This window comes from Pseudomonas viridiflava, from assembly GCF_900602065.1.
Lineage (GTDB): Bacteria > Pseudomonadota > Gammaproteobacteria > Pseudomonadales > Pseudomonadaceae > Aquipseudomonas.
On record NZ_UWFN01000350.1, the window covers coordinates 180,134 to 203,432 of the forward strand.

At 58.1% G+C, this 23,299-nt stretch carries 24 protein-coding genes; 9 read left to right on the forward strand and 15 right to left on the reverse strand.

All coding sequences use genetic code 11. The features are described 5' to 3' along the window. Positions 1–138: 138 nt before the first annotated feature. Positions 139–372 carry a DUF1161 domain-containing protein gene (locus EE949_RS27835; RefSeq protein ID WP_122667222.1) on the forward strand — a complete coding sequence of 78 codons (234 nt, stop codon included), beginning with the start codon at positions 139–141 and terminating at the stop codon, positions 370–372. Positions 373–375: 3 nt separating this feature from the next. Here EE949_RS27835 and EE949_RS27840 read toward each other — a convergent pair whose 3' ends face one another. Further along, on the reverse strand, positions 376–789 hold the full coding sequence (locus EE949_RS27840) for a hypothetical protein (RefSeq protein ID WP_122667412.1): 414 nt from the start codon (positions 787–789) through the stop codon (positions 376–378). 95 nt (positions 790–884) lie between these two features. Here EE949_RS27840 and EE949_RS27845 point away from each other — a divergent pair, with 95 nt between their 5' ends. Further along, the gene (locus tag EE949_RS27845) at positions 885–1,949 is read left to right on the forward strand and encodes an aminopeptidase (protein WP_122667223.1); all 1,065 of its coding nucleotides are present in this window, start codon (positions 885–887) and stop codon (positions 1,947–1,949) included. Between the two features lie 101 nt (positions 1,950–2,050). On the opposite strand, the gene EE949_RS27850 is transcribed toward EE949_RS27845, so the two are convergent. The 5 genes from EE949_RS27850 to dadA form a co-directional block, all read right to left on the reverse strand. After that, positions 2,051–2,473: a c-type cytochrome gene (locus tag EE949_RS27850; RefSeq protein WP_122667224.1), complete on the reverse strand. Its 423-nt coding sequence runs from the start codon at positions 2,471–2,473 to the stop codon at positions 2,051–2,053. A 173-nt stretch (positions 2,474–2,646) separates the two neighbouring features. After that, entirely contained in the window at positions 2,647–3,195 is a 549-nt protein-coding gene (locus tag EE949_RS27855; RefSeq protein WP_122667225.1) for a cupin domain-containing protein, read from the reverse strand. A gap of 221 nt (positions 3,196–3,416) precedes the next feature. Next, positions 3,417–4,490: an alanine racemase gene (gene alr, locus EE949_RS27860; RefSeq protein ID WP_122667226.1), complete on the reverse strand. Its 1,074-nt coding sequence runs from the start codon at positions 4,488–4,490 to the stop codon at positions 3,417–3,419. 126 nt (positions 4,491–4,616) lie between these two features. After that, positions 4,617–4,970: a RidA family protein gene (locus EE949_RS27865; protein WP_122667227.1), complete on the reverse strand. Its 354-nt coding sequence runs from the start codon at positions 4,968–4,970 to the stop codon at positions 4,617–4,619. Beyond that, positions 4,942–6,243: a D-amino acid dehydrogenase gene (gene dadA / locus EE949_RS27870; RefSeq protein WP_122667228.1), complete on the reverse strand. Its 1,302-nt coding sequence runs from the start codon at positions 6,241–6,243 to the stop codon at positions 4,942–4,944. The genes EE949_RS27865 and dadA overlap by 29 nt, the downstream gene beginning before the upstream one ends. A 157-nt stretch (positions 6,244–6,400) precedes the next feature. Here dadA and EE949_RS27875 point away from each other — a divergent pair, with 157 nt between their 5' ends. Further along, positions 6,401–6,889 carry an Lrp/AsnC ligand binding domain-containing protein gene (locus tag EE949_RS27875; RefSeq protein WP_122667229.1) on the forward strand — a complete coding sequence of 163 codons (489 nt, stop codon included), beginning with the start codon at positions 6,401–6,403 and terminating at the stop codon, positions 6,887–6,889. A gap of 149 nt (positions 6,890–7,038) precedes the next feature. Here EE949_RS27875 and EE949_RS27880 read toward each other — a convergent pair whose 3' ends face one another. Next, on the reverse strand, positions 7,039–7,392 hold the full coding sequence (locus EE949_RS27880; RefSeq protein WP_122667230.1) for a YkgJ family cysteine cluster protein: 354 nt from the start codon (positions 7,390–7,392) through the stop codon (positions 7,039–7,041). Positions 7,393–7,534: 142 nt separating this feature from the next. Here EE949_RS27880 and EE949_RS27885 point away from each other — a divergent pair, with 142 nt between their 5' ends. Beyond that, on the forward strand, positions 7,535–8,848 hold the full coding sequence (locus tag EE949_RS27885; protein ID WP_122667231.1) for an NAD(P)/FAD-dependent oxidoreductase: 1,314 nt from the start codon (positions 7,535–7,537) through the stop codon (positions 8,846–8,848). Between the two features lie 188 nt (positions 8,849–9,036). Here the strand turns inward: EE949_RS27885 and EE949_RS27890 are convergent, their stop codons facing one another. Next, complete coding sequence (locus tag EE949_RS27890) at positions 9,037–9,270, reverse strand: DUF1127 domain-containing protein (protein ID WP_122667232.1); 234 nt, start codon at positions 9,268–9,270, stop codon at positions 9,037–9,039. A gap of 174 nt (positions 9,271–9,444) precedes the next feature. Here EE949_RS27890 and EE949_RS27895 point away from each other — a divergent pair, with 174 nt between their 5' ends. Continuing rightward, positions 9,445–10,878, forward strand: a complete 1,434-nt coding sequence (locus EE949_RS27895) for a PLP-dependent aminotransferase family protein (protein WP_122667233.1) — start codon at positions 9,445–9,447, stop codon at positions 10,876–10,878. 55 nt (positions 10,879–10,933) lie between these two features. Next, positions 10,934–12,520, forward strand: a complete 1,587-nt coding sequence (locus EE949_RS27900) for a phospholipase D family protein (protein ID WP_122667413.1) — start codon at positions 10,934–10,936, stop codon at positions 12,518–12,520. On the opposite strand, the gene EE949_RS27905 is transcribed toward EE949_RS27900, so the two are convergent. Together EE949_RS27905 and EE949_RS27910 are read right to left on the reverse strand one after the other, a co-directional pair. Continuing rightward, positions 12,517–13,662, reverse strand: a complete 1,146-nt coding sequence (locus tag EE949_RS27905) for an MFS transporter (protein ID WP_122667234.1) — start codon at positions 13,660–13,662, stop codon at positions 12,517–12,519. The two genes, EE949_RS27900 and EE949_RS27905, sit on opposite strands and share 4 nt — an antisense overlap. A 181-nt stretch (positions 13,663–13,843) precedes the next feature. Further along, positions 13,844–15,337: an aldehyde dehydrogenase gene (locus EE949_RS27910; protein ID WP_122667235.1), complete on the reverse strand. Its 1,494-nt coding sequence runs from the start codon at positions 15,335–15,337 to the stop codon at positions 13,844–13,846. Between the two features lie 260 nt (positions 15,338–15,597). On the opposite strand from EE949_RS27910, the gene EE949_RS27915 reads away from it, so the two are divergent. Beyond that, entirely contained in the window at positions 15,598–15,960 is a 363-nt protein-coding gene (locus EE949_RS27915) for a cupin domain-containing protein (protein WP_087269588.1), read from the forward strand. A 69-nt stretch (positions 15,961–16,029) separates the two neighbouring features. Here the strand turns inward: EE949_RS27915 and rpmG are convergent, their stop codons facing one another. Next, on the reverse strand, positions 16,030–16,185 hold the full coding sequence (gene rpmG, locus EE949_RS27920; RefSeq protein WP_007894709.1) for a 50S ribosomal protein L33: 156 nt from the start codon (positions 16,183–16,185) through the stop codon (positions 16,030–16,032). Positions 16,186–16,196: 11 nt separating this feature from the next. Continuing rightward, positions 16,197–16,430: a 50S ribosomal protein L28 gene (rpmB, locus tag EE949_RS27925; protein WP_007920377.1), complete on the reverse strand. Its 234-nt coding sequence runs from the start codon at positions 16,428–16,430 to the stop codon at positions 16,197–16,199. Between the two features lie 363 nt (positions 16,431–16,793). On the opposite strand from rpmB, the gene EE949_RS27930 reads away from it, so the two are divergent. Next, positions 16,794–18,383, forward strand: a complete 1,590-nt coding sequence (locus EE949_RS27930) for an ABC transporter substrate-binding protein (protein ID WP_122667236.1) — start codon at positions 16,794–16,796, stop codon at positions 18,381–18,383. Between the two features lie 143 nt (positions 18,384–18,526). Further along, a complete protein-coding gene (locus tag EE949_RS27935; protein ID WP_122667237.1) occupies positions 18,527–19,411 on the forward strand; it encodes an MBL fold metallo-hydrolase in 885 nt (294 codons plus the stop codon). A 391-nt stretch (positions 19,412–19,802) separates the two neighbouring features. On the opposite strand, the gene EE949_RS27940 is transcribed toward EE949_RS27935, so the two are convergent. The 3 genes from EE949_RS27940 to EE949_RS27950 form a co-directional block, all read right to left on the reverse strand. Continuing rightward, entirely contained in the window at positions 19,803–21,746 is a 1,944-nt protein-coding gene (locus EE949_RS27940; RefSeq protein WP_122667238.1) for an acetyl-CoA hydrolase/transferase C-terminal domain-containing protein, read from the reverse strand. A 172-nt stretch (positions 21,747–21,918) separates the two neighbouring features. After that, positions 21,919–22,569, reverse strand: a complete 651-nt coding sequence (locus tag EE949_RS27945; protein WP_122667239.1) for an HAD family hydrolase — start codon at positions 22,567–22,569, stop codon at positions 21,919–21,921. A 147-nt stretch (positions 22,570–22,716) separates the two neighbouring features. Next, on the reverse strand, positions 22,717–23,265 hold the full coding sequence (locus EE949_RS27950) for a gamma carbonic anhydrase family protein (protein ID WP_122667240.1): 549 nt from the start codon (positions 23,263–23,265) through the stop codon (positions 22,717–22,719). Positions 23,266–23,299: the final 34 nt, after the last annotated feature.

Genomic DNA, 23,299 nt, shown 5'->3' on the forward strand with positions numbered 1-23,299 from the left:
ATGAAGCGCGCAGAAAGAAGTTCGACCCGGCTGACGAGTGCCGAACTTGCTGATACTGGCTAATGTCTATTAAGGGCTGCGGCGCAGCGTGAGAATCATTCTGGCGCGCGTCGTATGCGGGGTATGAAGGAGTCGGGCATGAAACGTTTCGCATTAGCAGTATTGGGTGTCTCGCTGGCCTCCGGTGCCATGGCTGCGCCCAAAGATTGTGAGGAGCTGAAGGCCGAAATCGAAGCCAAGATCCAGGCTAACAATGTCAGCTCCTACACGCTGGAAATCGTCACCAATGACGACGTTCACGACCAGAACATGGTGGTCGGCAGTTGCGCCAACGGCACGCAAAAAATCATCTATCAGAAGAATGATCGCTGATCGTCAGATGCACGAGACGTGGTCTTCGGTTGCGAGGACTTTGCGTTGGGCATCCAGCAGTTCGGCGCTCACATTGTTGGCCAGTGAGCGGACTTCGATCATGTAGCGCTGCCCTGCTGTGAAATTCGGGTAATGCAGCTCCACATAACACGTCAGCTCGGTGTACTCGTCGCCCATCGCTGTAAAGCCGCCGTAGTGGACTTCATAGTCATAGCGAACCTGCAGCCGATGGTTGCCCGGTGATATCTGGAAGTAGCGACCGTCGTAGGTGGTTTTGCCGTCCACTTTGTCAGCCATGACCAGCTTGCCGGTCATGGTGCGCATATCGACCCAGGCCTGTGCGGGGTCAACGGCTGGCATTGGTCCCGCGCAGCCAGCCAGAGTGGTCAGTGCCAGTAGCATCAGTAAAGGGCGCATTGTCAGTCGGCTCGGCTTCAAGGTGGCGATAGTAGTTGCGAAAGGCCGGTGCTGTCCGGCATAACGCGCCATGTGTGCAACTTTAAAGGCTGTCCATGCGGAGTCTCAACGTTTTATGCCTGTGGCGCAGTTGGCCTTTTTTGGCGATCTTGCTGCTGGGTGGCTGTTCTAGCCTCAACTACTACGACCAGTTAGTGAGCGGCCAGTTTCAGTTGTTGCGAGCCCGTGAACCGGTCGAGGATGTGATTGCAGATCAAACCCGCGATCCGAAACTCCGCCAGCGACTGGCCCAGTCCCAGGAGGCGCGGACTTTTGCCAGTCGCCAGCTGCATCTTCCAGACAATAAAAGCTACCGGCTTTATGCCGACCTTGATCGTCCCTATGTGGTCTGGAATGTGTTCGCCACGGACGAGTTCTCACTGGAGCCTGTTACGCATTGCTTCCCTATCGCGGGCTGTGTTGCCTATCGCGGCTACTACAGCGTTGGCGGGGCCAGGGGTGCGGCGGCATTACAGCGCCAGGAAGGTAAAGACGTATACGTCAGCGGAGTTGAAGCTTATTCCACCCTTGGCTGGTTCAACGACCCGATTCTGAGTTCGATGCTGGGTTGGGACGATGAGCGTCTGGCGACCTTGATCTTCCACGAGTTGGCCCATCAGCGTTTTTATGTGAAGGACGACACTGAGTTCAACGAGTCTTACGCCAGCTTCGTCGAGCAGGAAGGCACCCGCCAATGGCGCGTTGCGCGTGGTCTTGATCCGCAGCGGCTAACGCAGTCAAAGCAGCGGGACGAGCTTACCCGGTTGGTGTTGGCTACCCGGGAGCGCTTGAAAGAGCTTTATCGACAACCGCTGAGTGTTGAGCTGATGCGCCAGCGAAAGGCTGCGGAATTCGAAAGACTGCGCAATGACTACCGTGTGCTGCGTGACCAGCAATGGTCGGGCGACAAGCGTTATGACGCCTGGATCAACGCGCCCATGAACAACGCCAGATTGCTGCCCTTCGGCCTTTACGATCAATGGGTGCCAGCTTTTGAAAAGCTGTTCAAAAACGTGAACGGGGACTGGCAGGCATTTTATGCCCAGGTGGAACGCTTGGGCGCATTGCCAATCGCGAAGCGCAGGGCTGAACTGCAGAGGTTGGCGGGTAGATCTGAGTAAACATAATTCTCTGTAGGAGCTGCCGAAGGCTGCGAAAGATTAGTCCTGAAACACCGCTATTCGCAGCCTTCGGCAGCTCCTACAGGGGATGATGCAGGTTGTTACTTCAACCCCGACATCTTCTGGATGGCGCCCTTGAGCTCGTCGTCCGAGCAGTCGCCGCAAGTACCTTTGGGAGGCATGGCATTAAGGCCTGTGATTGCCTTGGCCAGCAGGCCATCGAGGCCGCCCTGATGATCGGCACGCTCTTTCCAGGCGGCTGCGTCACCAATTTTCGGCGCGTTCAACAGGCCAGTGCCGTGGCAGGCATTGCAGTGTTTGGCAATAATGTCGTCGGGGCTTTTGGCCGCTCCGCCGCCCGTGGATGCGACGACTTCCATACCCGCGCATTCCTTGCCCTGGACGCAGACCTGGCCGACCGGCTCCAGCCGCTTGGCGATCTCTTCATGGGTCGCTGCCTGAGCGTTGAACGCGCAAAAAGTGAATGCGGCGGCAACGGCCAGAATCTTATTAGTCAGGTTCACGCTTACCCCCTCATGGTGACTATTCACGCTCGCCTGCCACGGTTTAGCAGGCTGCGAAAGTATAGCCCCTCGCCTGATGTACCGAAACAACCCTTCAATCAGAAAGGTTATTATCCGACGGCTCGGCATTGAGAGCAGAATTCGCGCAGGCCCGTATTTCCCGGGCCTGTGGCTTAGAAGTTGGCCGGTGTGGCTGCGCTGATTAGTCGCGCCGGCACGTCGAACGGGTTACGAAAGCGATGAGGTTTGGTGCTTTCGAAGTAGTAGCTGTCACCGGCTTCAAGAACGTAAGTGTCCAGCCCGACTACCAGCTCCAGACGGCCTTCCACCAGAATGCCGGTCTCTTCTCCCTCATGAACCAGCATCTCCTCGCCGGTATCGGCACCGGGCGGGTAGATCTCGTTAAGGAAAGCGATCGCGCGGCTCGGATGAGCTTTGCCTACCAGTTTCATGGTCACTGCGCCGTCCGAGATATCGATCAGCTCGCTGGCTTTGTAGACCACTTGAGTTGGGTTCTGCTGTTCGAGCTCTTCGGAGAAGAACTCCACCATGGACATGGGAATCCCGCCGAGCACTTTGCGCAGTGAGCTGATCGAAGGGCTGACGCTGTTTTTTTCGATCATGGAGATGGTGCTGTTGGTCACGCCTGCTCGTTTGGCAAGCTCGCGCTGGGACAGGCCCTTGAGTTTACGAATGGATTGCAGTCGTTCACCGACGTCCAATGCGGCAGTCCTCCTAGATGGTCAGGCAAGGTCGAGTTGAGCGCCATCATGGCAATAGCGTTCAGTATTTACAACACTTGGACCGGCAATGGAATTGCCTTGGGGAGACACAGTTAATTGAGGTGTGGGACCGGCTTCAGCCGGGAAGAGACCGGAACAGCCGTTACATCAATGTCGTCTGACAGGCTGCCTTCCCGGCTGAAGCCGGTCCCACATCGTTATCAAGCGCCCTGATAAACCTTGGGCACCCGGCGCAGGTTACAAAAAATCCGGTACGGAATAGTCCCGGCGCGGGTTGCTACATCGCTGGCCAGGACATTCTTGCCCCACAGCTCGACCCGGCTGCCCAGACCTGCCTGTGGCAAATGGCTCAGGTCGACGCACAGCATATCCATCGACACGCGTCCCAGCAGCTGACTTGGCTGACCGTCGATCAATACCGGTGTGCCCGTCGGCGCTTCGCGTGGATAGCCGTCGGCGTAGCCCATGGCGACCACCCCAACGCGGCTGGCGCGCTCGGTGATAAACGTGGCGCCGTAGCCGACCGGTTCTCCTGCTGGCAAATCGCGGACACAGATGATTTTTGATTCAAGCGTCATGACCGGTTGCAACTGATCGGCAATGGCTTGTGGTCGATCAAACGGTGTCGCGCCGTAGAGCATGATGCCGGGGCGTACCCAATCGCTGGGTACATCTGACCAGCCCATGACTGCCGGGGAATTGCGCAGGCTGACTTCGGCGGTCATGCCCTGACGGGCAGCTTCGAATACGCGAACCTGTTCTGCGCAGCTTGAACTGTCTAGTTCATCGGCACGTGCGAAGTGGCTCATGAGCACGATCTTCGTCACTTTGCCGCTGGCTTGAAGACGTTGATAGGCCGCCTGAAACTCCTGCGGGTGGAGCCCGACGCGGTGCATGCCCGAGTCCATCTTGAGCCAGACAGTCAGCGGTTTGTATAAGCGGGCCTGCTCGATGGCGTCCAGTTGCCACAGCGAATGGACCACGCACCAGAAGTCATGCTCGACGATCAGGTCCAGCTCATCGGCCTCAAAGAAACCTTCAAGCAGCAGAACCGGCGCGCGGATGCCCGCTGCGCGTAACTCCAGTGCTTCTTCAATGCAGGCCACGGCGAAACCATTGGCCTCGGCCTCAAGTGCTTGGGCAACCTGCACAGCACCATGGCCGTAAGCGTCGGCTTTGATCACCGCCAGCGCTTTCGCACCCGTGGTCTCACGGGCAAGGCGGTAGTTATGACGCAGGGCTTGAAGATCGATAAGAGCGCGAGCTGGACGCATGGTGGGATTCTGACGGCAAAGGAATGGAACTGTAGGAGCTGCCGAAGGCTGCGAATGGTCTTGGTCGCTGAGGTGACTTCAAGAGTGCTCGCAGCCTTCGGCAGCTCCTACAGGGGAAATATGTTGCTAAGGAAGCGCTGCCACAACCGACAGCTCAACCAGTATTTCCGGTTCGCACAGCTTGGCTTCAACGGTGGCGCGCGCAGGCGCTACGCCTTTTGGCAGCCATTTGTCCCAGACGCTGTTCATCCCGGCAAAGTGGGCGTCGATATCTTTCAGGTAAATCGTCACCGAAAGGATGCGGCTTTTGTCAGTACCGGCCAACTCCAGCAAGCGCTCGACGCTGTGAAGGGTCTCGCGGGTCTGCTGCTCGATCCCGGCAGCCATGTCGTCGCCGACCTGGCCTGCAAGATACACAGTGCCGTTGTGGACGACGACCTGGCTCATGCGCTCATTGGTGAGCTGGCGCTGGATGGACATTTTTTGCGATCTCCTTGGAACTGCCGTAGCGAGAAATATCGAGGCCTTCGGCGCTGATCTGGGGTTTCTGGCGAGCAATCAGGTCTGCCAGCAAACGACCCGAACCGCAGGCCATGGTCCAGCCCAGCGTACCGTGACCGGTATTCAGGAACAGGTTACGAAACGGAGTGGCGCCGACAATCGGCGTGCCATCGGGTGTGGTCGGGCGCAGGCCGGTCCAGAAACTGGCCTGGCTCAAGTCACCGCCGCGAGGATAAAGATCGTTGACGATCATCTCCAGCGTTTCCCGTCGACGCGGGTTCAGCGACAGGTCAAAACCGGCAATCTCGGCCATGCCACCGACCCGGATACGGTTATCGAAGCGAGTAATCGCGACCTTGTAGGTTTCGTCGAGAATGGTCGACGTAGGGGCCATCGCCGGATCGGTGATTGGCACTGTCAGCGAGTAGCCCTTGAGCGGATACACCGGAGCCTTGATGCCCAGCGGCTTGAGCAATTGCGGCGAGTAGCTGCCGAGTGCCAGGACATAGCGGTCAGCGGTTTCCAGCTTGCCGTCGATCCACACGCCATTGATGCGGTCGCCCGCGAAATCAATGCGCTCGATGGATTGGTTGTAGCGAAACTCAACGCCCAACTGTACAGCCATTTCGGCGAGACGCGTGGTGAACATCTGGCAGTCGCCAGTCTGGTCGTTGGGCAGCCGCAGTGCGCCCGCAAGGATATTGGTCACGCCCGCCAGTGCTGGCTCAACCCGGGCAATGTCGTCGCGGCTCAGCAGCTCGAATGGCACGCCGGATTGCTCAAGGACTGCGATGTCTTTGGCGGCGTTATCTACCTGTTCCTGAGTGCGGAACAGCTGAGTGGTGCCCAGCGTACGGCCTTCATAGGCAATGCCGGTTTCGGCACGTAATTCGTCAAGGCAGTCGCGGCTGTATTCGGACAGGCGAACCATGCGTTCTTTGTTCACGGCATAACGGCTGGCCGTGCAGTTGCGCAGCATTTGCGCCATCCACAGGTACTGGTCGATATCGGCTGTGGCTTTGATCGCCAACGGGGCATGGCGTTGGAGCAGCCACTTAATGGCCTTGAGCGGTACGCCGGGCGCTGCCCACGGCGATGCGTACCCCGGTGAAACCTGGCCTGCGTTGGCAAAGCTGGTTTCCATGGCTACTGCAGGCTGACGGTCCACAACAGTCACCTCCATGCCAGCCCGTGCCAGATAATAAGCACTGGTCGTGCCGATCACACCACTACCAAGGACCAGAACGCGCATGTCGATTTACCTCATCGCGGATATCCGCTGACGTTTTGAAGTTTTAAGCAAGGATGTGTGCAGTATATGCAGCTCAGGGCAGTGCTTTTCACTGTATAAGCGCCTATATTTGGCGGGATTTCCCGGCAAAGAAGCCTTTGGTAGAGGGGGTTTACCCATGCGTACCCAAACCCAGTCCAAACGTGAACTGGACAAGATCGACCGCAGCATCTTGCGCATCCTCCAGGCCGATGGCCGAATCTCCTTCACCGAACTGGGGGAGCGCGTCGGTTTATCCACAACGCCTTGCACAGAGCGGGTCCGCCGACTGGAACGCGAAGGCATCATCATGGGCTACAACGCCCGCCTCAATCCGCAAAGTCTCAAGGCTAGCCTATTGGTGTTCGTCGAGATCAGTCTCGACTACAAATCTGGCGACACCTTTGAAGAATTCCGTCGCGCCGTGCTGAAGTTACCCCATGTGCTGGAGTGTCATCTGGTGTCGGGCGATTTTGATTACCTGGTCAAGGCACGCATTTCGGAGATGGCTTCGTACCGCAAGCTGCTGGGCGACATTCTGCTCAAGCTGCCCCATGTGCGGGAATCCAAGAGTTACATCGTGATGGAAGAGGTGAAAGAGAGTTTGAATCTGCCGATTGCGGATTGAATAGGATTGGCACCGATCTCAAGCTCATGACGGACTTGTGGGACCGAATTCATTCGGGAAGGCGATATTTCAGGCGATACAAAGATGGCGAATGTACTGGCCCTTTCGCGAATAAATTCGCTCCTACAGTTTTGAAATGCGTTCGGCCGCTAAACCAACACCTGCCGCGTCGATGCCATGTACTCATGAATCTGCTTTTCGACCCGTGGATGAATCATCTCCACCGGCCGACGGCCATTGGGGCATGGCAGGGTCGGCGTGGTGCCGAACAGCCGGCAGATCAGTGGGCGTTCGTCGTAGACCGTGCAACCATTGGGCCCTAGGTGCACGCAATTCAGTTCGTCCATGGCCGCATCCTGCTCGGCTGAGGTCTTGCGCGGCAGGCGGGACATTTCTTCGGGCGAGGTGGTCACCGGGCCACAGCAGTCGTGGCAGCCAGGGACGCACTCGAAAGAGGGTATCTGTTGGCGCAGCGAACGAATTTTCTGACTGTTGCAGCTCATTTATCTTACCCACTGTGAATGGGCGCGATTTTGCCTGAGTCACGCCACTCAAGACAGCACTGTCCGCCCGCGCCTTGCTCGCGGCCGAACCTGCGGCTTATCCTCGGGAATGTTTTTCAGACGCCAGCAACGGGATCCCGCCATGAACGCCCGCGTTCAACCATCGACCGCCAACGACCAGCACGCCGCTTCTTATTACGCCGCCAGCAGCCACCCACAACCGGACTATCCGCCACTGCAAAGCCAGATTCGGGCTGACGTTTGCGTGGTGGGCGGCGGCTTTTCAGGCCTTAACACGGCGATTGAGCTGGCGGAAAGGGGGCTGAGTGTCGTGCTGCTTGAGGCGCACAAGATCGGCTGGGGCGCCAGCGGGCGTAATGGCGGGCAATTGATTCGAGGCGTAGGTCACGGGCTGGAACAATTCACGAATGTGGTCGGCGCTGACGGAGTTCGTCAGTTGAAGCTGATGGGGATCGAAGCCGTAGAGATCGTTCGTCAGCGAGTCGAGCGCTATGGCATCGATTGCGATCTGACCTGGGGTTATTGCGACCTGGCCAACAAGCCTCGGGATCTCGCCGGGCTGGCCGAGGATGCTGATGAGCTGCGCGATTTAGGTTATCGCCATTCGTTAAAACTGCTGCAGGCCAGTGAGATGCATAGCGTAGTAGGTTCGGACCGTTATGTGGGCGGCCTTATCGACACGGGGTCGGGGCATTTGCACCCGCTGAACCTTGCCTTGGGCGAAGCCGCTGTTGCGCAGTCGCTGTGTGTGCAAGTGTTCGAGCATTCGGCGGTGAGCCGTATCGAATATGGCCCGCAGGTCAAAGTGCATACTGCTGAGGGCCTGGTTCAGGCCAAGACATTGGTGCTGGGCTGCAACGCTTACCTGAATGATCTCAACCCGCAACTCAGCGGCAAGGTCTTACCCGCCGGTAGCTACATCATCGCCACCGAGCCGTTGAGTGAAGAACTGGCCAAGCAGTTGCTGCCTCAGAATATGGCCGTGTGTGATCAGCGTGTGACGGTCGACTACTTCCGGCTTTCAGCGGATCGGCGTCTGTTGTTTGGTGGGGCTTGTCACTACTCGGGTCGTGACCCGCAAGACATCGCGGCGTATATGCAGCCCAAGATGCTCAAGGTTTTCCCGCAGTTGGCGGCGGTGAAGATCGATTATCAGTGGGGCGGCATGATCGGCATCGGGGCCAACCGCTTGCCGCAGATCGGCCGTTTGAAGGACCAGCCTAACGTGTTCTACGCCCAGGCGTATTCCGGGCACGGTCTGAACGCGACCCATCTGGCTGGCAAGCTGCTCGGTGAAGCCATTGCCGGGCAACACAGCGACGGTTTCGAGCTGTTCGCCAAAGTGCCGCATATCACCTTCCCCGGCGGCAAGCATCTGCGCTCGCCATTGCTGGCGCTGGGGATGCTTTGGCATCGGTTGAAGGAATTGCGTTGAGGCTGAAGCTACTGTGGTCAGCACCAAACGCGGTCCTTGTGGGAGCGGTGCTTGGTCTGGGCGGCATTCCGACGATAAGGACACCGCAATTCTAAAGTGAACCGCGTCCGGCCTTATCGTCGGAATGCCGCCCAGACCAAGCACCGCTCCCACAGGACCGCGATCGACCGTTGTGCTTGCGGCGGTCCCTACTCCCGCCAAAACGGCTTCAACCCTTCGCGCATCGCCTGAGCGGAGCTAAGGCCGATATCACTCAGTTGCTCTTCAGTCAGATTCAGCAGCCCCCTGCGTGATGTCCAGCGATGGCGATACAGCGCCCAGCGGCTTAGCTTCGGTCCGCTTGCTGTCTTGGCGACAACTGCTTTTCCGCTACTCAGTTCCTGGCTGTAAAGCGCCAACCGCACATCACTCAACCCGTTCATGTTCCCAACCCTCATTACGTTGTGGTGTGGGTACATGATGAATCGGCGCGACAAACCATTACAGATTCAAACAAATCTATTTATCGGCATACAGATGTTTTCATTACGGCGCTGAATGCTGTATTTTTTGCCTATCTGTACGGTAATCCCCTCAAATATTTCGAGAGTATGCTCATGACGCTCTACGTGAACCTCGCCGAGTTACTGGGCACGCGTATCGAAAACGGCTTTTACCGGCCGGGTGACAGATTGCCTTCGGTTCGGGCACTGAGTGTTGAACATGGCGTGAGCCTGAGTACGGTGCAACAAGCGTATCGCGTGCTGGAAGACAGCGGCCTTGCCCTGCCCAAACCCAAGTCCGGGTATTTCGTGCCGGTCAGCCGCTCTGTTCCGGCACTTCCGGTAGTCGGTCGTCCTGCCCAGCGTCCAGTGGATATCTCCCAGTGGGATCAGGTACTGGACCTGATGCGGGTCAAGGCGCTGCCGAATCTTGTGCAACTGGGGCGTGGCATGCCTGACGTCAGCAGCCCGACGTTGCGCCCGCTGATGCGTGCCCTTGGCCGTATCAGTCGCGATGAGCAGATGCCGGGTCTGTATTACGACAGCATTCAGGGTAACCAGACACTTCGTGAACAAGTTGCCCGCCTGTTGCTGGATTCGGGCTGTAACCTGACCGCCAACGATTTGTTGATCACCACCGGTTGCCACGAAGCGCTTTCGGCCAGCGTCAGGGCCATCTGTGATCCGGGGGATATCGTCGCCGTGGACTCGCCAAGCTTTTTCGGCGCCATGCAGACGCTGAAAGGCCTGGGCATGAAAGCCCTGGAAATCCCTACCGATCCCGTGACCGGCATCAGCCTTGAAGCGCTTGAACTGGCGCTGGAGCAATGGCCGATCAAAGTCATACAGCTGACGCCCAACTGCAACAACCCGCTGGGCTACGTCATGCCGGAAAACCGCAAGCGCGCCTTGCTGACGCTGGCTCAGCGCTTTGATGTGGCGATCATCGAAGACGATGTGTATGGCGATCTGGCGTTCAGTTATCCGCGACCGCGGACGATCAAATCCTTCGACGAAGACGGTCGGGTGCTGCTGTGCAGTTCATTTTCCAAAACCCTTGCGCCAGGCCTGCGCATTGGTTGGGTTGCGCCGGGCCGCTATCTGGAGCGCGTGCTGCACATGAAGTACATCGGCACCGGTTCAACAGCGCCCCAGCCGCAACTGGCGATTGCCGAGTTTCTTGAGGGCGGACATTACGAGCCTCACTTGAGGCGCATGCGCAGTCAGTACCAGCGCAGTCGCGAGCAAATGATCGACTGGGTCATGCGTTATTTTCCGACGGGCACCAGAGTGAGTCGACCACAAGGTGGTTTCATGCTGTGGGTCGAACTTGCCGAAGATTTCGATACGTTGCGTCTGAATCGTGCGCTGTTAACCAAAGGCGTACAGATAGCTGTCGGCAGCATTTTTTCTGCCTCCGGCAAATACCGTAATTGCCTGCGAATGAACTTTGCCGCCAAGCCAACCGCTGAGGTCGAGAACGCGGTGCGTACGGTCGGCGAAACCATTTCACAGCTGATTGCCGAGCAATCGACGCCTGTTGCGTAACTTTTCCGGGGTTTTTGCGGTCATATCGCCGAGCTGTAATTTCCGGATGATCATTTTGAAAAAGACATGGGCCCTGCCCTTTTTTCTGTTCGTCGCGTCGTGGGTCAGCGGCTGTTCGCACGTTCACATACCCAACGAGCCCAGTCAGGCGTTGCCGCCGACGGATTCGGCGTTTGGCCGTTCTGTGCAGGCGATGGCTCAGCCTCACGAGGGTCGTTCGGGTTTTCGCCTGCTGTCCAACAGCACCGAAGCCTTCATGGCGCGTGCCGAGCTGATCCGCAATGCCCGCACCAGCCTGGATTTGCAGTACTACATCGTCCATGACGGTTTGAGCACCCGCGCCTTGATTGATGAGTTGCTCAAGGCGGCTGATCGCGGTGTTCGCGTGCGCATCCTGCTCGATGACACCACCAGCGACGGGCTTGATCACTCTATCGCTACCCTGGCGGCGCATCCCAACATTCAGATTCGATTGTTCAATCCGCAAAGCCTCGGCCGCGAGACCGGCGTGACCCGCAGTGTGGGGCGGCTGTTGAACCTGTCGCGCCAGCACCGGCGCATGCACAACAAGTTGTGGCTGGCCGACAGCAGCGTGGCCATCGTGGGTGGGCGCAATCTGGGTGATGAATACTTCGATGCCGAAGAAAACCTGAATTTCACCGACATCGACATGCTCAGTGTTGGTCCGGTAGCCGAGCAGCTCGGGCACAGTTTTGATCAGTACTGGAACAGCACGCTGAGCAAGCCGATTGCCGAGTTCATGTATTTCCTGCCGACGACTCGCGATCTGGCCAAGGCGCGCAAACGTCTGGAGGCATCGCTCGTAGAGTCGCAGCATAAACACAAGGCGCTGTACGACCGCCTGATGGCCTATCAGAAAAACCCACGTCTCAAAATCTGGTTCAACGAATTGATCTGGGCGCACAACCAGGCACTGTGGGATGCGCCGACCAAAGTGCTGGCCCGTGGCGAACCTGACCCGCATCTACTGCTCACCACGCAACTGGCGCCTGAGCTGCTCAACGCAAACAAGGAACTGATACTGGTTTCCGCCTACTTCGTGCCGGGTGAAGAAGGTTTGCTTTACCTGACCGGGCGTGCCGATGCCGGGGTTTCGGTCAGTTTGCTGACCAACTCCCTTGAGGCGACTGACGTGCCTGCGGTACATGGCGGTTATGCGCCTTATCGCAAGGCGTTGCTGGAGCATGGCGTGAAGCTGTTCGAAATGCGCCGCCAGCCGGGTGATCCCGGCAGTGCAAGTGGCGGCAGCGGGCCGCATCTGTTCAGCAAAGGCGGTACGTTTGGTGGTGGTTCGGATTCCAGTCTGCACAGCAAGGCGATGACGTTTGACCGCCGCAAAGTGTTCGTCGGCTCCTTCAACTTCGACCCGCGCTCGGTGCTGTGGAACACCGAAGTCGGCGTGTTGGTAGACAGCCCTGAACTGACCGAAGCACTGCGCGAACTGGCCTTGCAAGGCATGCAGCCGACCCTGAGTTATGAGGCGAAGCTGGAAGACGGCAAAGTGGTGTGGGTCACCGAAGACAACGGCAAAATCCACACCTTGTACAAAGAGCCCGGCGATACCTGGCGGCGCTTGAACGCGTGGTTCAGCCGGGTCGTGGGCCTGGAGAAAATGCTCTAGGTCGCCAGCGGTTGAACCCCGAACGCTCCGCGTCGCAATGACAGGATCACCAGGCCAAACGCACCTGCCGCCATCAGCAGCGGCAGTGCCTGACCGCTGACCCACTGGCTGCCCGCTCCGGCCGCCAGTGGCCCCAGCAAACAACCGATGCCCCATAACTGCGCCACATGCGCATTGGCGCGAACCAGTGCGTCATCGCGGAAGCGTTCACCAATCAGAATCAGCGACAGAGTGAACAAGCCGCCTGCGCTGGCCCCGAATAGCACCCACAGCGGCCAGATCAGCACGGTATTCACCAGCAGCGGCACCAGCAGGCTTGAAATCATCAACGCCACTGCACAGCTCGAAAACAGCGTGCGCCGCGAAACCTTGTCGGCCAGTGCGCCAATCGGCAATTGCAGAAGCGCGTCGCCCACCACCACGGTGCTGATCATCGCCAGGGCGATTTCCGGAGTGAAGCCCTGACGCAGGCAATAGATCGGCAGCAAGGTCAGAATCAGAGCCTCAAATGCAGCGAACAGCGCTACCGCCCAGGCGATTGCGGGCATGGAGCGACAAAAAGCGAACAGGTCGATGAAAGTGACGCGGCATGCATCGGCGCTAGGCGCCCCGCTTCTGCCCAGCAGCAAAAACGGCGAAATGATCAGCAATGCGACACCGACCCAGAAGCCAGTGTCGTGCTCGGTGCCCAGTGCCCCAAGCAGCAGCGGCCCGGCCAGTTGGCACAGCGCATAAGTGCTGCCATACAGTGCGACGAGACGGCCACGCCATTTTTCGACGACCAGTTGGTTGATCCAGCTTTCACCGAGGATAAAGACGATGGTCAGGATCACGCCGAGCATCAGCCGCAAGACCAGCCAAACCGGGTAATACGGGAGTAGCGCGAGCAGACCTACAGATAGCGCGCCGGCCCACAGGCAGCGGCGCATCAGTGCGGCTGTGCCGAAACGTGCAGCGAGGCCGCTGGCCAGGCTGGCGCCGAGCAGCACGCCGATCGCGGGCATCGCCGCCATTACGCCAATGGCGAACGAGCCGTAGCCCCAGCTTTCCAGTCGCAAGGACACCAGCGGCATGCTGACGCCCAATGCCAGTCCGACGGAAAGCACCGACGCCAGAACCGCGAAATAAGTACCCCAACGCATTCCCACACTCCCGTGGATCAAAAGGCCAAGACGAAACAGCCGGGCTGTCCCAAGGGAAGCCCGGCTGTCTTGAAGCAAATCACCACTCCCTGTAGGAGCTGCCGAAGGCTGCGAACAGCGGTGTCCCAGGCTAACCGCTTCGCAGCCTTCGGCAGCTCCTACAGGGCGGCGCGTGTAGCGGTTACAACTTAATCCACGTCGATTTCAGTTCGGTGTATTTGTCGAACGCATGCAGCGACTTGTCGCGGCCATTGCCCGATTGTTTGAAGCCACCGAACGGCGCAGTCATATCACCGCCATCGTACTGATTGACCCATACGCTACCCGCACGCAACGCTTTGGCAGTCAGGTGAGCCTTGGACAGATTTGCAGTCCAGACGGCAGCAGCGAGGCCATAAGGCGTGTCGTTGGCGATCTGAATCGCCTCCTCGGCTGTATCAAACGTCAGTACCGACAGAACCGGGCCGAAGATCTCTTCCTGAGCGATCTTCATGGCATTGGTCACGCCGTCGAAAATCGTTGGCTCGACATAGGTGCCACCGGTTTCCTGCAGGATGCGCTTGCCACCCACCACCAGTTTGGCACCATCGGTGTGGCCTGCTTCGATGTAAGACAGCACGGTGTTCATCTGTTGGGTATCCACCAGCGCACCCACGGTAGTGGCCGGGTCCAGCGGGTTGCCTGGCTTCCAGCTCTTCAGCGCTTCAATGACCATGGGCAGGAATTTGTCCTTGATCGAACGCTCCACCAACAGGCGCGAACCTGCGGTGCAGACTTCGCCCTGGTTGAACGCGATAGCGCTGGCTGCGGACTCAGCGGCGGCCTGCAAGTCTGGCGCGTCGGCAAAGACAATGTTCGGGCTTTTGCCGCCCGCCTCCAGCCAGATGCGCTTCATGTTCGATTCGCCGGAGTACACCAGCAATTGCTTGGCAATTTTCGTCGAGCCGGTGAACACCGCCGTGTCGACATCCATGTGCAGAGCCAGCGCCTTGCCCACGGTGTGGCCGTAACCCGGCAGTACGTTGAGCACGCCAGCCGGAATGCCTGCCTCAATCGCCAGCTGTGCAATACGAATGGCAGTCAGCGGGGACTTTTCCGAAGGCTTGAGAATGACGGAGTTACCGCTAGACAGCGCCGGGCCGAGTTTCCAGCTTGCCATCAGCAGCGGGAAGTTCCACGGCACAATGGCGGCGACAACGCCAACCGGTTCGCGAGTGACAAGGCCCAGTTGGTCATGGGGCGTTGCGGCCACCTCGTCATACAGCTTGTCGATAGCTTCGCCGCTCCAGCTCAACGCTTGGGCTGCGCCGGGAATGTCGATGCTGTACGAATCGCTGATGGGCTTGCCCATGTCCAGGGTTTCCAGCAGCGCGAGTTCTTCCACGTTTTTGTTGATCAGCGCGGCAAAGCGCAGCATGGCGGCTTTGCGTTTGACTGGCGCCAGTCGCGACCAGACGCCGGAATTGAATGTCTTGCGGGCGCTTTCAACGGCGCGCTGGGCGTCGGCGGCGTCACAGCTGGCAACTTTGGCCAGCAGGCGGCCATCGACCGGGCTGACGCATTCGAATGTCTCACCGGAAGCGGCGTCGGAGTATTCGCCATTGATGAACGCGCGGCCTTCGATCTTCAGGTCCTTGGCGCGTTTCTCCCAGTCAGCATGGGTCAGGGTGGTCATGCGTATGTCCTCCGCTTTTATCGATTAGGGTGTGCGTGGTGGGTGGACTTGTGCAAAAAATAGCCAATCTGCAGTCCACTGCCACCAGGCAACGGCACTCACCACCCTAAACCAGTGATCTGGCGATTTCCAATATCTTTGACATAAGGGCTCGAATGGAGCCGTCCTGTTCGATTTATGCAACATGGTGACGTGGGCCTTTGGCACTATTGAGCAAGGACTTCGTCAAACCAGCAACGCATCTACCGCGAGGGTAAGAAATGACTATCGACAGCATCGTGGACTTCAGCGAAGCCGGTACTGAGGCCGAACGCTATCGCCCGGCACCTGAAAAAATCTTCAAGGGCGACCCGGAGCAGACAATTTATAACCACTACAACAGCCCTTGCGGACAGATGAACGCGGGCGTCTGGGAGGGCGAGGTCGGTCAGTGGTCAGTCAATTACACCGAGCATGAGTACTGTGAAATCGTGCAGGGCGTTTCGGTCTTGCGTGATGACGCGGGCGGGTCGAAAACCCTGCGTGCGGGAGATCGCTTTGTGATCCCGGCAGGCTTCAAAGGCACGTGGGAGGTGTTGGAGCACTGCCGCAAAATTTACGTGGTATTCGAGGCAAAAGCCTGACCCTGGCATTCGATCAGGCACAAAAAAGCCCGCATCGCTGCGGGCTTTTTCGTAAAGAAGAAAAATCAATTACTTGATTTTGCCTTCTTTGTAGATCACGTGCTTGCGAACAACCGGATCGAATTTTTTGATTTCGATTTTGTCCGGAGTGGTGCGCTTGTTCTTGTCGGTCGTGTAGAAGTGACCGGTACCAGCACTAGAAATCAATCGGATCAATTCACGCATGATCTTCTCCCTTAAATTTTGCCGTCGCGACGGAGTTCAGCGAGCACAACAGTGATGCCACGCTTGTCGATGATACGCATGCCTTTAGCAGATACGCGCAGACGAACAAAACGTTTCTCTTCTTCAACCCAAAAGCGGTGATGCTGCAGGTTTGGCAGGAAACGACGACGGGTTTTGTTGTTTGCGTGGGAAATGTTATTCCCAGTCACCGGACCCTTACCGGTAACTTGACAGACTCTCGACATGCCTCAGCCCTCTAAAACCTCATGCCCAACCCGGCATGGGTTGGCCGCTTAATCTCTCAGTCATTTGGCGCCAGGCGCCGCGTTTCTTTAAGGGTCTTACCGGCTACACCTACAGTGAAGGAACCGGGCCCCTAGAAAAGAGCGCTGCTTTATACCAGAAAGGGTTTGGTGTCACAACAGGCAAAGCACTTTACCCCAACATCAGGCAACGTATTCAGCCCAATGGTCAGGTCCTTGCGGGGGTGCTGGCAAATGTACCGCCGGTCGGGTTGTAACCATTGTTCTGTGTCCAAGCATGGTCTAGGGTAACTCCCTTACCAGACTGCGCCAGCAGATGGGGCCCTTTCTGACAGGAATATAGCCATGCGTCTTGCTGCGATACCGTTTTTGTTAGCTCCTCTTTTGTTCCCGGTAATGGCCAGCGCCGCGACGGCCTTGAGCGTCTGCACTGAAGCCAGCCCGGAAGGCTTCGACGTGGTGCAGTACAACTCGCTGACCACCACCAATGCCTCCGCCGATGTGCTGATGAACCGGCTGGTGGATTTCGACGCCCAGAGCGGCAAGCTGGTGCCCAGCCTGGCGCAAAGCTGGACGGTCTCGGCTGACGGCCTGACCTATGACTTCAAACTGCGCCCGGGCGTGAAGTTTCATCACACCGACTATTTCACGCCGAGCCGCGAGCTGAACGCTGATGATGTGGTGTTCAGCTTCCAGCGCATGCTTGACCCGCAGAGCCCGTGGCACAAAGTCGCTCAGAGTGGTTTTCCTCATGCGCAATCGATGCAGTTGCCTGCACTGATCAAGAAGATCGAAGCGCCAGATCCGCTTACCGTGCGCTTCACCCTGGATCACCCGGATTCCACGTTCCTCGCGACGCTGAGCATGGGCTTTGCTTCGATCTACTCGGCCGAGTACACCGCGCAACTGCTCAAAGCAGGCACGCCGGAAAAGCTCAACAGCCAGCCGATCGGCACCGGGCCGTTCGTGTTTGAACGTTTCCAGAAAGATGCCGTGGTGCGCTACGAAGCCAACGCCGACTACTTTGCGGGCAAACCTGGCGTCGACAAACTGATCTACGCCATCACCCCGGACGCCAACGTGCGTTTGCAGCGAATTCGCCGCAACGAATGCCAGATTACCCTGTCACCGAAGCCGCTGGACATTCAGGAAGCGGCCAAGGATCCGAACCTGAAGGTGGAGAAAACTGAAGCCTTCATGACGGCGTTTTTGGCGATCAACAGTCAGCACCCGCCATTCGACAAGGCTGAAGTGCGGCAAGCGGTCAATCTGGCGTTCGACAAGGACAGCTACCTCAAGGCAGTGTTTGAAGGCACCGCGGAAGCGGCCAATGGCCCTTATCCGCCGAATACCTGGAGCTATGCGAAAGATTTGCCCGGGTATAAGCAGGATGTGACCAAGGCCAAAGCGCTGCTGGCAAAGGCGGGCGTGAAGGACGGCTTTAAAACCACTATCTGGACTCGCCCAACGGGCAGCCTGCTAAATCCCAATCCGAACCTGGGGGCGCAGCTGCTTCAGGCCGACCTGGCAAAAGTCGGCATCACTGCTGAAATCAAGGTTATCGAGTGGGGGGAGCTTATCCGCCGAGCCAAGGCTGGCGAGCATGATCTGTTGTTCATGGGCTGGGCGGGTGATAACGGTGACCCGGATAACTTCCTGACTCCGCAGTTCTCTTGCGCAGCCGTGAAGTCCGGTACCAATTTCGCCCGTTACTGCGATGCGACGCTGGACAAACTGATCAGTGAAGGCAAAGCCACCAGTGATCAGGCTGCCCGTAGCAAGCTGTATCACCAGGCTCAACAACAGATTCAACAGCAGGCACTCTGGCTGCCACTGGCGCACCCGACCGCCGCCGCCCTCACCCGCAAAGATGTCAGCGGTTATCAGGTCAGCCCGTTTGGTCGTCAGGACTTCTTCAAGGTGCAGGTGAAGTAAATTGATACTTAACGTAGGAGCGCGCTTGCCCGCGATGGCGATTCGGCTGTCGCAGATATTTGTCGATTGGCTTTGAAGGTCCTTCGGCCCTTATCGCGGGCAAGCGCGCTCCTACAGCAAACCCACATACTGTCGGAGAACCCATGATCATCGCCGACCGTCTTCACATCGAAGGCTTGTTCGATACCCACACATCGACGCTCAGTTATCTGGTGATGGATGTTCAGAGCAGGCAGTGCGCGTTGATCGACAGCGTGCTCGATTTCGATCCCAAATCGGGACGGACCAGTACTCAGTCTGCGGATCAGTTGATTGCCCGGGTTCGTGAGCTGGGTGCTTCGGTGCAGTGGATTCTCGAAACCCATGTGCACGCCGATCATGTGTCCGCAGCGGCTTATCTCAAAGACAAACTCCACGCGAAAATCGCTATTGGCAGCCGCATCACAGCGGTGCAAAACGTGTTCGGTGAGCTGTTCAATGCACCGGATGGCTTTGCCCGGGACGGCAGCCAGTTCGACGTGCTGCTGGATGACGGTGCAAGCTTCGCCGTAGGGTCGCTTGAGGTTCGGGCCATGCATACGCCGGGGCACACGCCGGCTTGCATGACCTACGTGTTCGAGGTGGGCGGTGAAAGTGTGGCGTTTGTCGGCGATACGCTGTTCATGCCCGATTACGGCACCGCGCGCTGCGACTTCCCCGGTGCGGATGCGCGCACGCTGTATCAATCGATCCAGAAGATTCTCGCCCTGCCCGACTCCACGCGCCTGTTCATGTGTCACGACTACCAGCCGGATGGTCGCGAGTTGCAGTACATGACCACCGTCGCCGAACAGCGCGCCAGCAACATCCACATCCGTCAGGGGATTGATGAAAGCGAATTTGTACTGATGCGCGAAGCCCGGGATGCCACGCTGGAAATGCCCGTGCTGATCCTGCCATCAGTGCAGATCAACATGCGCGCGGGTCATCTGCCGGAGCCGGAAGATAATGGCGTGCGCTATCTGAAGATTCCGCTGAATACGCTGTGAGCCCGACCTTTGTAGAAACCTGTTGGAGCGAGGCTTGCCCGCGAAGAACGATTGCCCGGTAAGCCTGATGCACCGCAGCGACTGACTCGTCAGAATGCCGCCCAGACCAAGCCCTGCTCCTACGGAAGAGCGCAATCTCATGTGGGAGCCGGGCTTGCCCGCGATGCAGGCACCGCGATTTGACAGATGAACCGAGTTGCTCTTATCGCGGGCAAGCCTCGCTCCCACAGGATCTATGCGATCCGTAGGACCGGCTTTAGCCGGGAGGCCGTCGGTACGTTCGCTAAATTTTCTTCGGCAGAAACACCGCTCTCCCGGCTAAAGCCTGTCCTACAAGGCGGGATCAGCGCTTGCTGGCGAACATTGAGTCTCCGACAGGGACGGCGCTGTGTCAGACGCTCGGGGCTGCATCAACTCGCGCCGTATTCTGCAACCCCGCCAACAGCAGCCGCTGATACAGCTCCTCTTTCAACCCCTGTGGCTGGTCCAGTTGCATGCGTTCCAGGTGCACCGGAAAAGCTGACGGGTCGGGTGCATCCAGTGTCGCCTTGCCCAGCTCGATGATTTCGGTGAGCTTGAACTTGCTTTCCAGCCAATGCAGCGCCCGCAGCAGATCGCGCTCCTCGCTGTTGAAGTCGCAACCCAAGGGGTATTCGGGAAACAGCTGCGAATACTGCTCAGCGACGACCTGCAAGCGCTCAGCGGTGTTGTGAGCGAAGCGTGGGTCTAGCTTAAAGTCCTTGGGCAGCTTGCCCGCTCTTTGCGCCTGTTCGATCAAGCCAGGCTGAAAACGCGAGTCGCTGATGTTGAGCATGGCTTCGATGACGGCCGAGTCGGTTTTACCGCGCAGGTCGGCGATGCCGTATTCGGTGACTACGATGTCTCGCAGATGACGCGGAATCGTGGTGTGACCGTATTCCCAGACGATATTGGAGCTGGTCTCGCCGCCCGACTCGCGCCAACTGCGCAGTATCATGATCGAGCGTGCGTCTTCCAGAGCGTGCGCCTGGGCCACGAAGTTGTATTGACCGCCGACGCCGCTCACCACCCGGCCGTCTTCCAGTTGGTCGGCCACCGCAGCGCCCATCAGTGTGACGGTGAACGCGCTGTTGATGAACCGTGCATCGCGGCGTTGCAGGCGTTTGAGTGCTTCATCGCCGTACAGCTCGTTGATGTAGCTGATGGCGGTCATGTTGAAGTCGCCGAGACGCTCCAGGGAAAACTCTCGCAAGCGCTGATAAAAGCTCTGCGGACCGAGGAAGAACCCGCCATGGACCATAATGCCGTCTGTGTAGGCCGATTCATCGAGGCTGCCGTCGTTTGCCTCACGCTGGCGTATTGCATCGGGGTAGACCTTGCGCCGAATGATCCCTGCATCGACCAGCACCAGCAAACCGTTGACGAACATCTCGCTGCACCCGTAAAGCCCGGAGACGAAGGGCTGCACACCGCCTTCGCGGTCAATCAGGGTTTGCCAGTCGCTGAGGTTCAACTCGGCGAGCAGTGCACGATAAGTATCGTTGTCGGCCTGCCGGGCCAGCAGCGCTGCGGTTAAAGCATCCCCCATAGAGCCGATGCCGATCTGCAAGGTGCCGCCATCGCGCACCAGTGTGCTGGCGTGCAGGCCAATAAAATGGTCCTGAAAACCCACCGGCATGTTCGGCGTGGAAAACAGCGTGCTGCGCTCTTCCTCATCAAGGAGGAAATCGAAATCCTCGGCATTGAGTTCAGAGTCGCCGGGCATGTAGGGCAAATCAGCGTGGACTTGGCCCAGCATCAAAATGGTTTCCCCGGCCGCCCGCCGCTTGGCGATCATGGGTAACAAGTCGAGGGTGACATCGGGATTACAGCTCAGGCTCAGCTTGCCGGGGCGCCGTTCATCCCGGGCAACCAGTTGCGCGACCAGATTCAAGCCGCTGGCGTTGATGTCCCGGGCCGCATGGCTGTAATTACTGCTGATGTAATCGTGCTGAGCGGGTGCGCTGTTGAGCAAACTGCCTGGCTGCATGAAAAACTGCTGAACCCGAATATTGCTCGGCAGGCTGTCACGGTGCAGGTCGGTCAGGAATTCCAGCTCAGGATAATCGTCAAACACCCGCTCCAGAAACGGCTGCAGAAAGCGCCCCTGAAGACCATCGCCAGTGGGCGGCCGGCCCAGACTCAGCGCCGTATAGATCGTCAGCTGCCGCTCGGGCATCTGCTTGATTCGCTCATACAGCGCGTTGACGAACCGGTTTGGCTTGCCCAGACCCAGCGGGATGCCCATGTGGATATGTGTCGGTAGCCGGGCGATGACATGAGCGACCGCTTGATCAATGGAGCTGGACTGCGGCATCGGGTCCTCCGGGACTTTTTATTGGATTGAGCCGTTATTGATGGAGGTTGGACCGGGGCGAATGCAAGTTTGCTGCAACGGCTTGCGCACTTCCTGTAGGAGCTGCCGAAGGCTGCGAAGCAATAACTCTGACACACCGCCTTCGCAGCCTTCGGCAGCTCCTACAAGGTATTCATTTCTTCAAGAATGCCTTATGCAACTCCGCCAGTGTTGCGAAATGGTAGGTCGGCGACTCAGCCTGCAATTCCTCATGACTACCAAAACCATAGCCCACCGCCGCCACATCCAACCCGTTGCGCAGGCCGCCGATCAGGTCGTGTTTACGGTCGCCGATCATCAGGGTCTGTTTGGGATCGAGTTTTTCTTCTGCGAGCAGGTGGGCGATCAGCTCGACCTTGTCGGTACGGGTGCCGTCCAGTTCGCTGCCGTACATCACTTTGAAATGTCGGGCGAAGTCGAAGTGGCGAGCGATCTCATGGGCGAATACCCACGGCTTGGAGGTCGCGATGTACAGGTTACGTCCCTGATCGACTAAGTCGTCGAGCAGTTCGAATACACCATCGAACACCAGGTTCTCGTAGAGCCCGGTGACCTTGAAGCGCTGGCGATAGAAGCCTACGGCTTCCCAGGCTTTGGCTTCGTCGAAACCGTACTGGTGCATGAATTGCTGCAACAGCGGCGGGCCGATGAAGTGTTCCAGTTGGGCCAGGTCCGGCTCATCAATCCCCAGTTGCTTCAGGGCGAACTGGATTGACTTGGTTATCCCCTGGCGCGGATCGGTCAGGGTGCCATCCAGATCGAACAGGATGTTTTGGTAATGCATGCAAACTCCCATGGGTTTTCGGGATCGCCTTGGGTAAAAAACGCAATCCGTTTTCTGTAGGAGCTGCCGAAGGCTGCGAAATCGATACATCTCATACACCGCTATTCGCAGCCTGCGGCAGCTCCTACAGGGACGTATTTACAGGATTCAGCAGGGCTTATCGAAACCTTCCGCCAGGTGCAGGTCCTTGAGCTTCACATAATTTGCGGCGCTGTACGGAAAGAAGGCGATCTCTTTCTCGGTCAATGCACGAACCTGTTTCACCGGGCGGCCGACGTAAAGAAAACCACTTTCCAGTACTTTGCCCGGCGGTACCAGGCTGCCTGCGCCAATGATCACTTCGTCTTCAACCACCGCGCCGTCCATGATGGTGCTGCCCATGCCGATCAAGATGCGATTGCCGATGACGCAGCCGTGCAGCATGACTTTGTGGCCTATGGTCACTTCATCACCGATCAGCAAAGGGAAGCCATCAGGGTTGAACGGCCCGGCGTGGGTAATGTGCAGCACGCTGCCGTCCTGCACGCTGGTGCGCGCGCCAATGCGGATGCGGTGCATGTCACCGCGAATCACGGTCAGCGGCCAGACCGAGCTGTCAGCACCGATTTCGACATCGCCGAGCACAACGGCTGAATGATCAACAAAAGCCCGCTCGCCAAGCGCTGGAGTGTGGTTCTGAAACGTACGGATGGCCACGATAGGCTCCTTCTTTGGCGTCGATAGCTGCGGA

What these genes read in the sequence shown, in the direction of transcription:
- EE949_RS27835 (WP_122667222.1), top strand. Translation starts at nt 139, where the DNA reads ATGAAACGTTTCGCATTAGCAGTATTGGGTGTCTCGCTGGCCTCCGGT.
- EE949_RS27840 (WP_122667412.1), bottom strand. Translation starts at nt 789, where the DNA reads ATGCGCCCTTTACTGATGCTACTGGCACTGACCACTCTGGCTGGCTGC.
- EE949_RS27845 (WP_122667223.1), top strand. Translation starts at nt 885, where the DNA reads ATGCGGAGTCTCAACGTTTTATGCCTGTGGCGCAGTTGGCCTTTTTTG.
- alr (WP_122667226.1), bottom strand. Translation starts at nt 4,490, where the DNA reads ATGCGTCCAGCTCGCGCTCTTATCGATCTTCAAGCCCTGCGTCATAAC.
- EE949_RS27865 (WP_122667227.1), bottom strand. Translation starts at nt 4,970, where the DNA reads ATGTCCATCCAGCGCCAGCTCACCAATGAGCGCATGAGCCAGGTCGTC.
- dadA (WP_122667228.1), bottom strand. Translation starts at nt 6,243, where the DNA reads ATGCGCGTTCTGGTCCTTGGTAGTGGTGTGATCGGCACGACCAGTGCT.
- EE949_RS27875 (WP_122667229.1), top strand. Translation starts at nt 6,401, where the DNA reads ATGCGTACCCAAACCCAGTCCAAACGTGAACTGGACAAGATCGACCGC.
- EE949_RS27880 (WP_122667230.1), bottom strand. Translation starts at nt 7,392, where the DNA reads ATGAGCTGCAACAGTCAGAAAATTCGTTCGCTGCGCCAACAGATACCC.
- EE949_RS27885 (WP_122667231.1), top strand. Translation starts at nt 7,535, where the DNA reads ATGAACGCCCGCGTTCAACCATCGACCGCCAACGACCAGCACGCCGCT.
- EE949_RS27890 (WP_122667232.1), bottom strand. Translation starts at nt 9,270, where the DNA reads ATGAACGGGTTGAGTGATGTGCGGTTGGCGCTTTACAGCCAGGAACTG.
- EE949_RS27895 (WP_122667233.1), top strand. Translation starts at nt 9,445, where the DNA reads ATGACGCTCTACGTGAACCTCGCCGAGTTACTGGGCACGCGTATCGAA.
- EE949_RS27905 (WP_122667234.1), bottom strand. Translation starts at nt 13,662, where the DNA reads ATGCGTTGGGGTACTTATTTCGCGGTTCTGGCGTCGGTGCTTTCCGTC.
- EE949_RS27910 (WP_122667235.1), bottom strand. Translation starts at nt 15,337, where the DNA reads ATGACCACCCTGACCCATGCTGACTGGGAGAAACGCGCCAAGGACCTG.
- EE949_RS27915 (WP_087269588.1), top strand. Translation starts at nt 15,598, where the DNA reads ATGACTATCGACAGCATCGTGGACTTCAGCGAAGCCGGTACTGAGGCC.
- rpmG (WP_007894709.1), bottom strand. Translation starts at nt 16,185, where the DNA reads ATGCGTGAATTGATCCGATTGATTTCTAGTGCTGGTACCGGTCACTTC.
- rpmB (WP_007920377.1), bottom strand. Translation starts at nt 16,430, where the DNA reads ATGTCGAGAGTCTGTCAAGTTACCGGTAAGGGTCCGGTGACTGGGAAT.
- EE949_RS27930 (WP_122667236.1), top strand. Translation starts at nt 16,794, where the DNA reads ATGCGTCTTGCTGCGATACCGTTTTTGTTAGCTCCTCTTTTGTTCCCG.
- EE949_RS27935 (WP_122667237.1), top strand. Translation starts at nt 18,527, where the DNA reads ATGATCATCGCCGACCGTCTTCACATCGAAGGCTTGTTCGATACCCAC.
- EE949_RS27940 (WP_122667238.1), bottom strand. Translation starts at nt 21,746, where the DNA reads ATGCCGCAGTCCAGCTCCATTGATCAAGCGGTCGCTCATGTCATCGCC.
- EE949_RS27945 (WP_122667239.1), bottom strand. Translation starts at nt 22,569, where the DNA reads ATGCATTACCAAAACATCCTGTTCGATCTGGATGGCACCCTGACCGAT.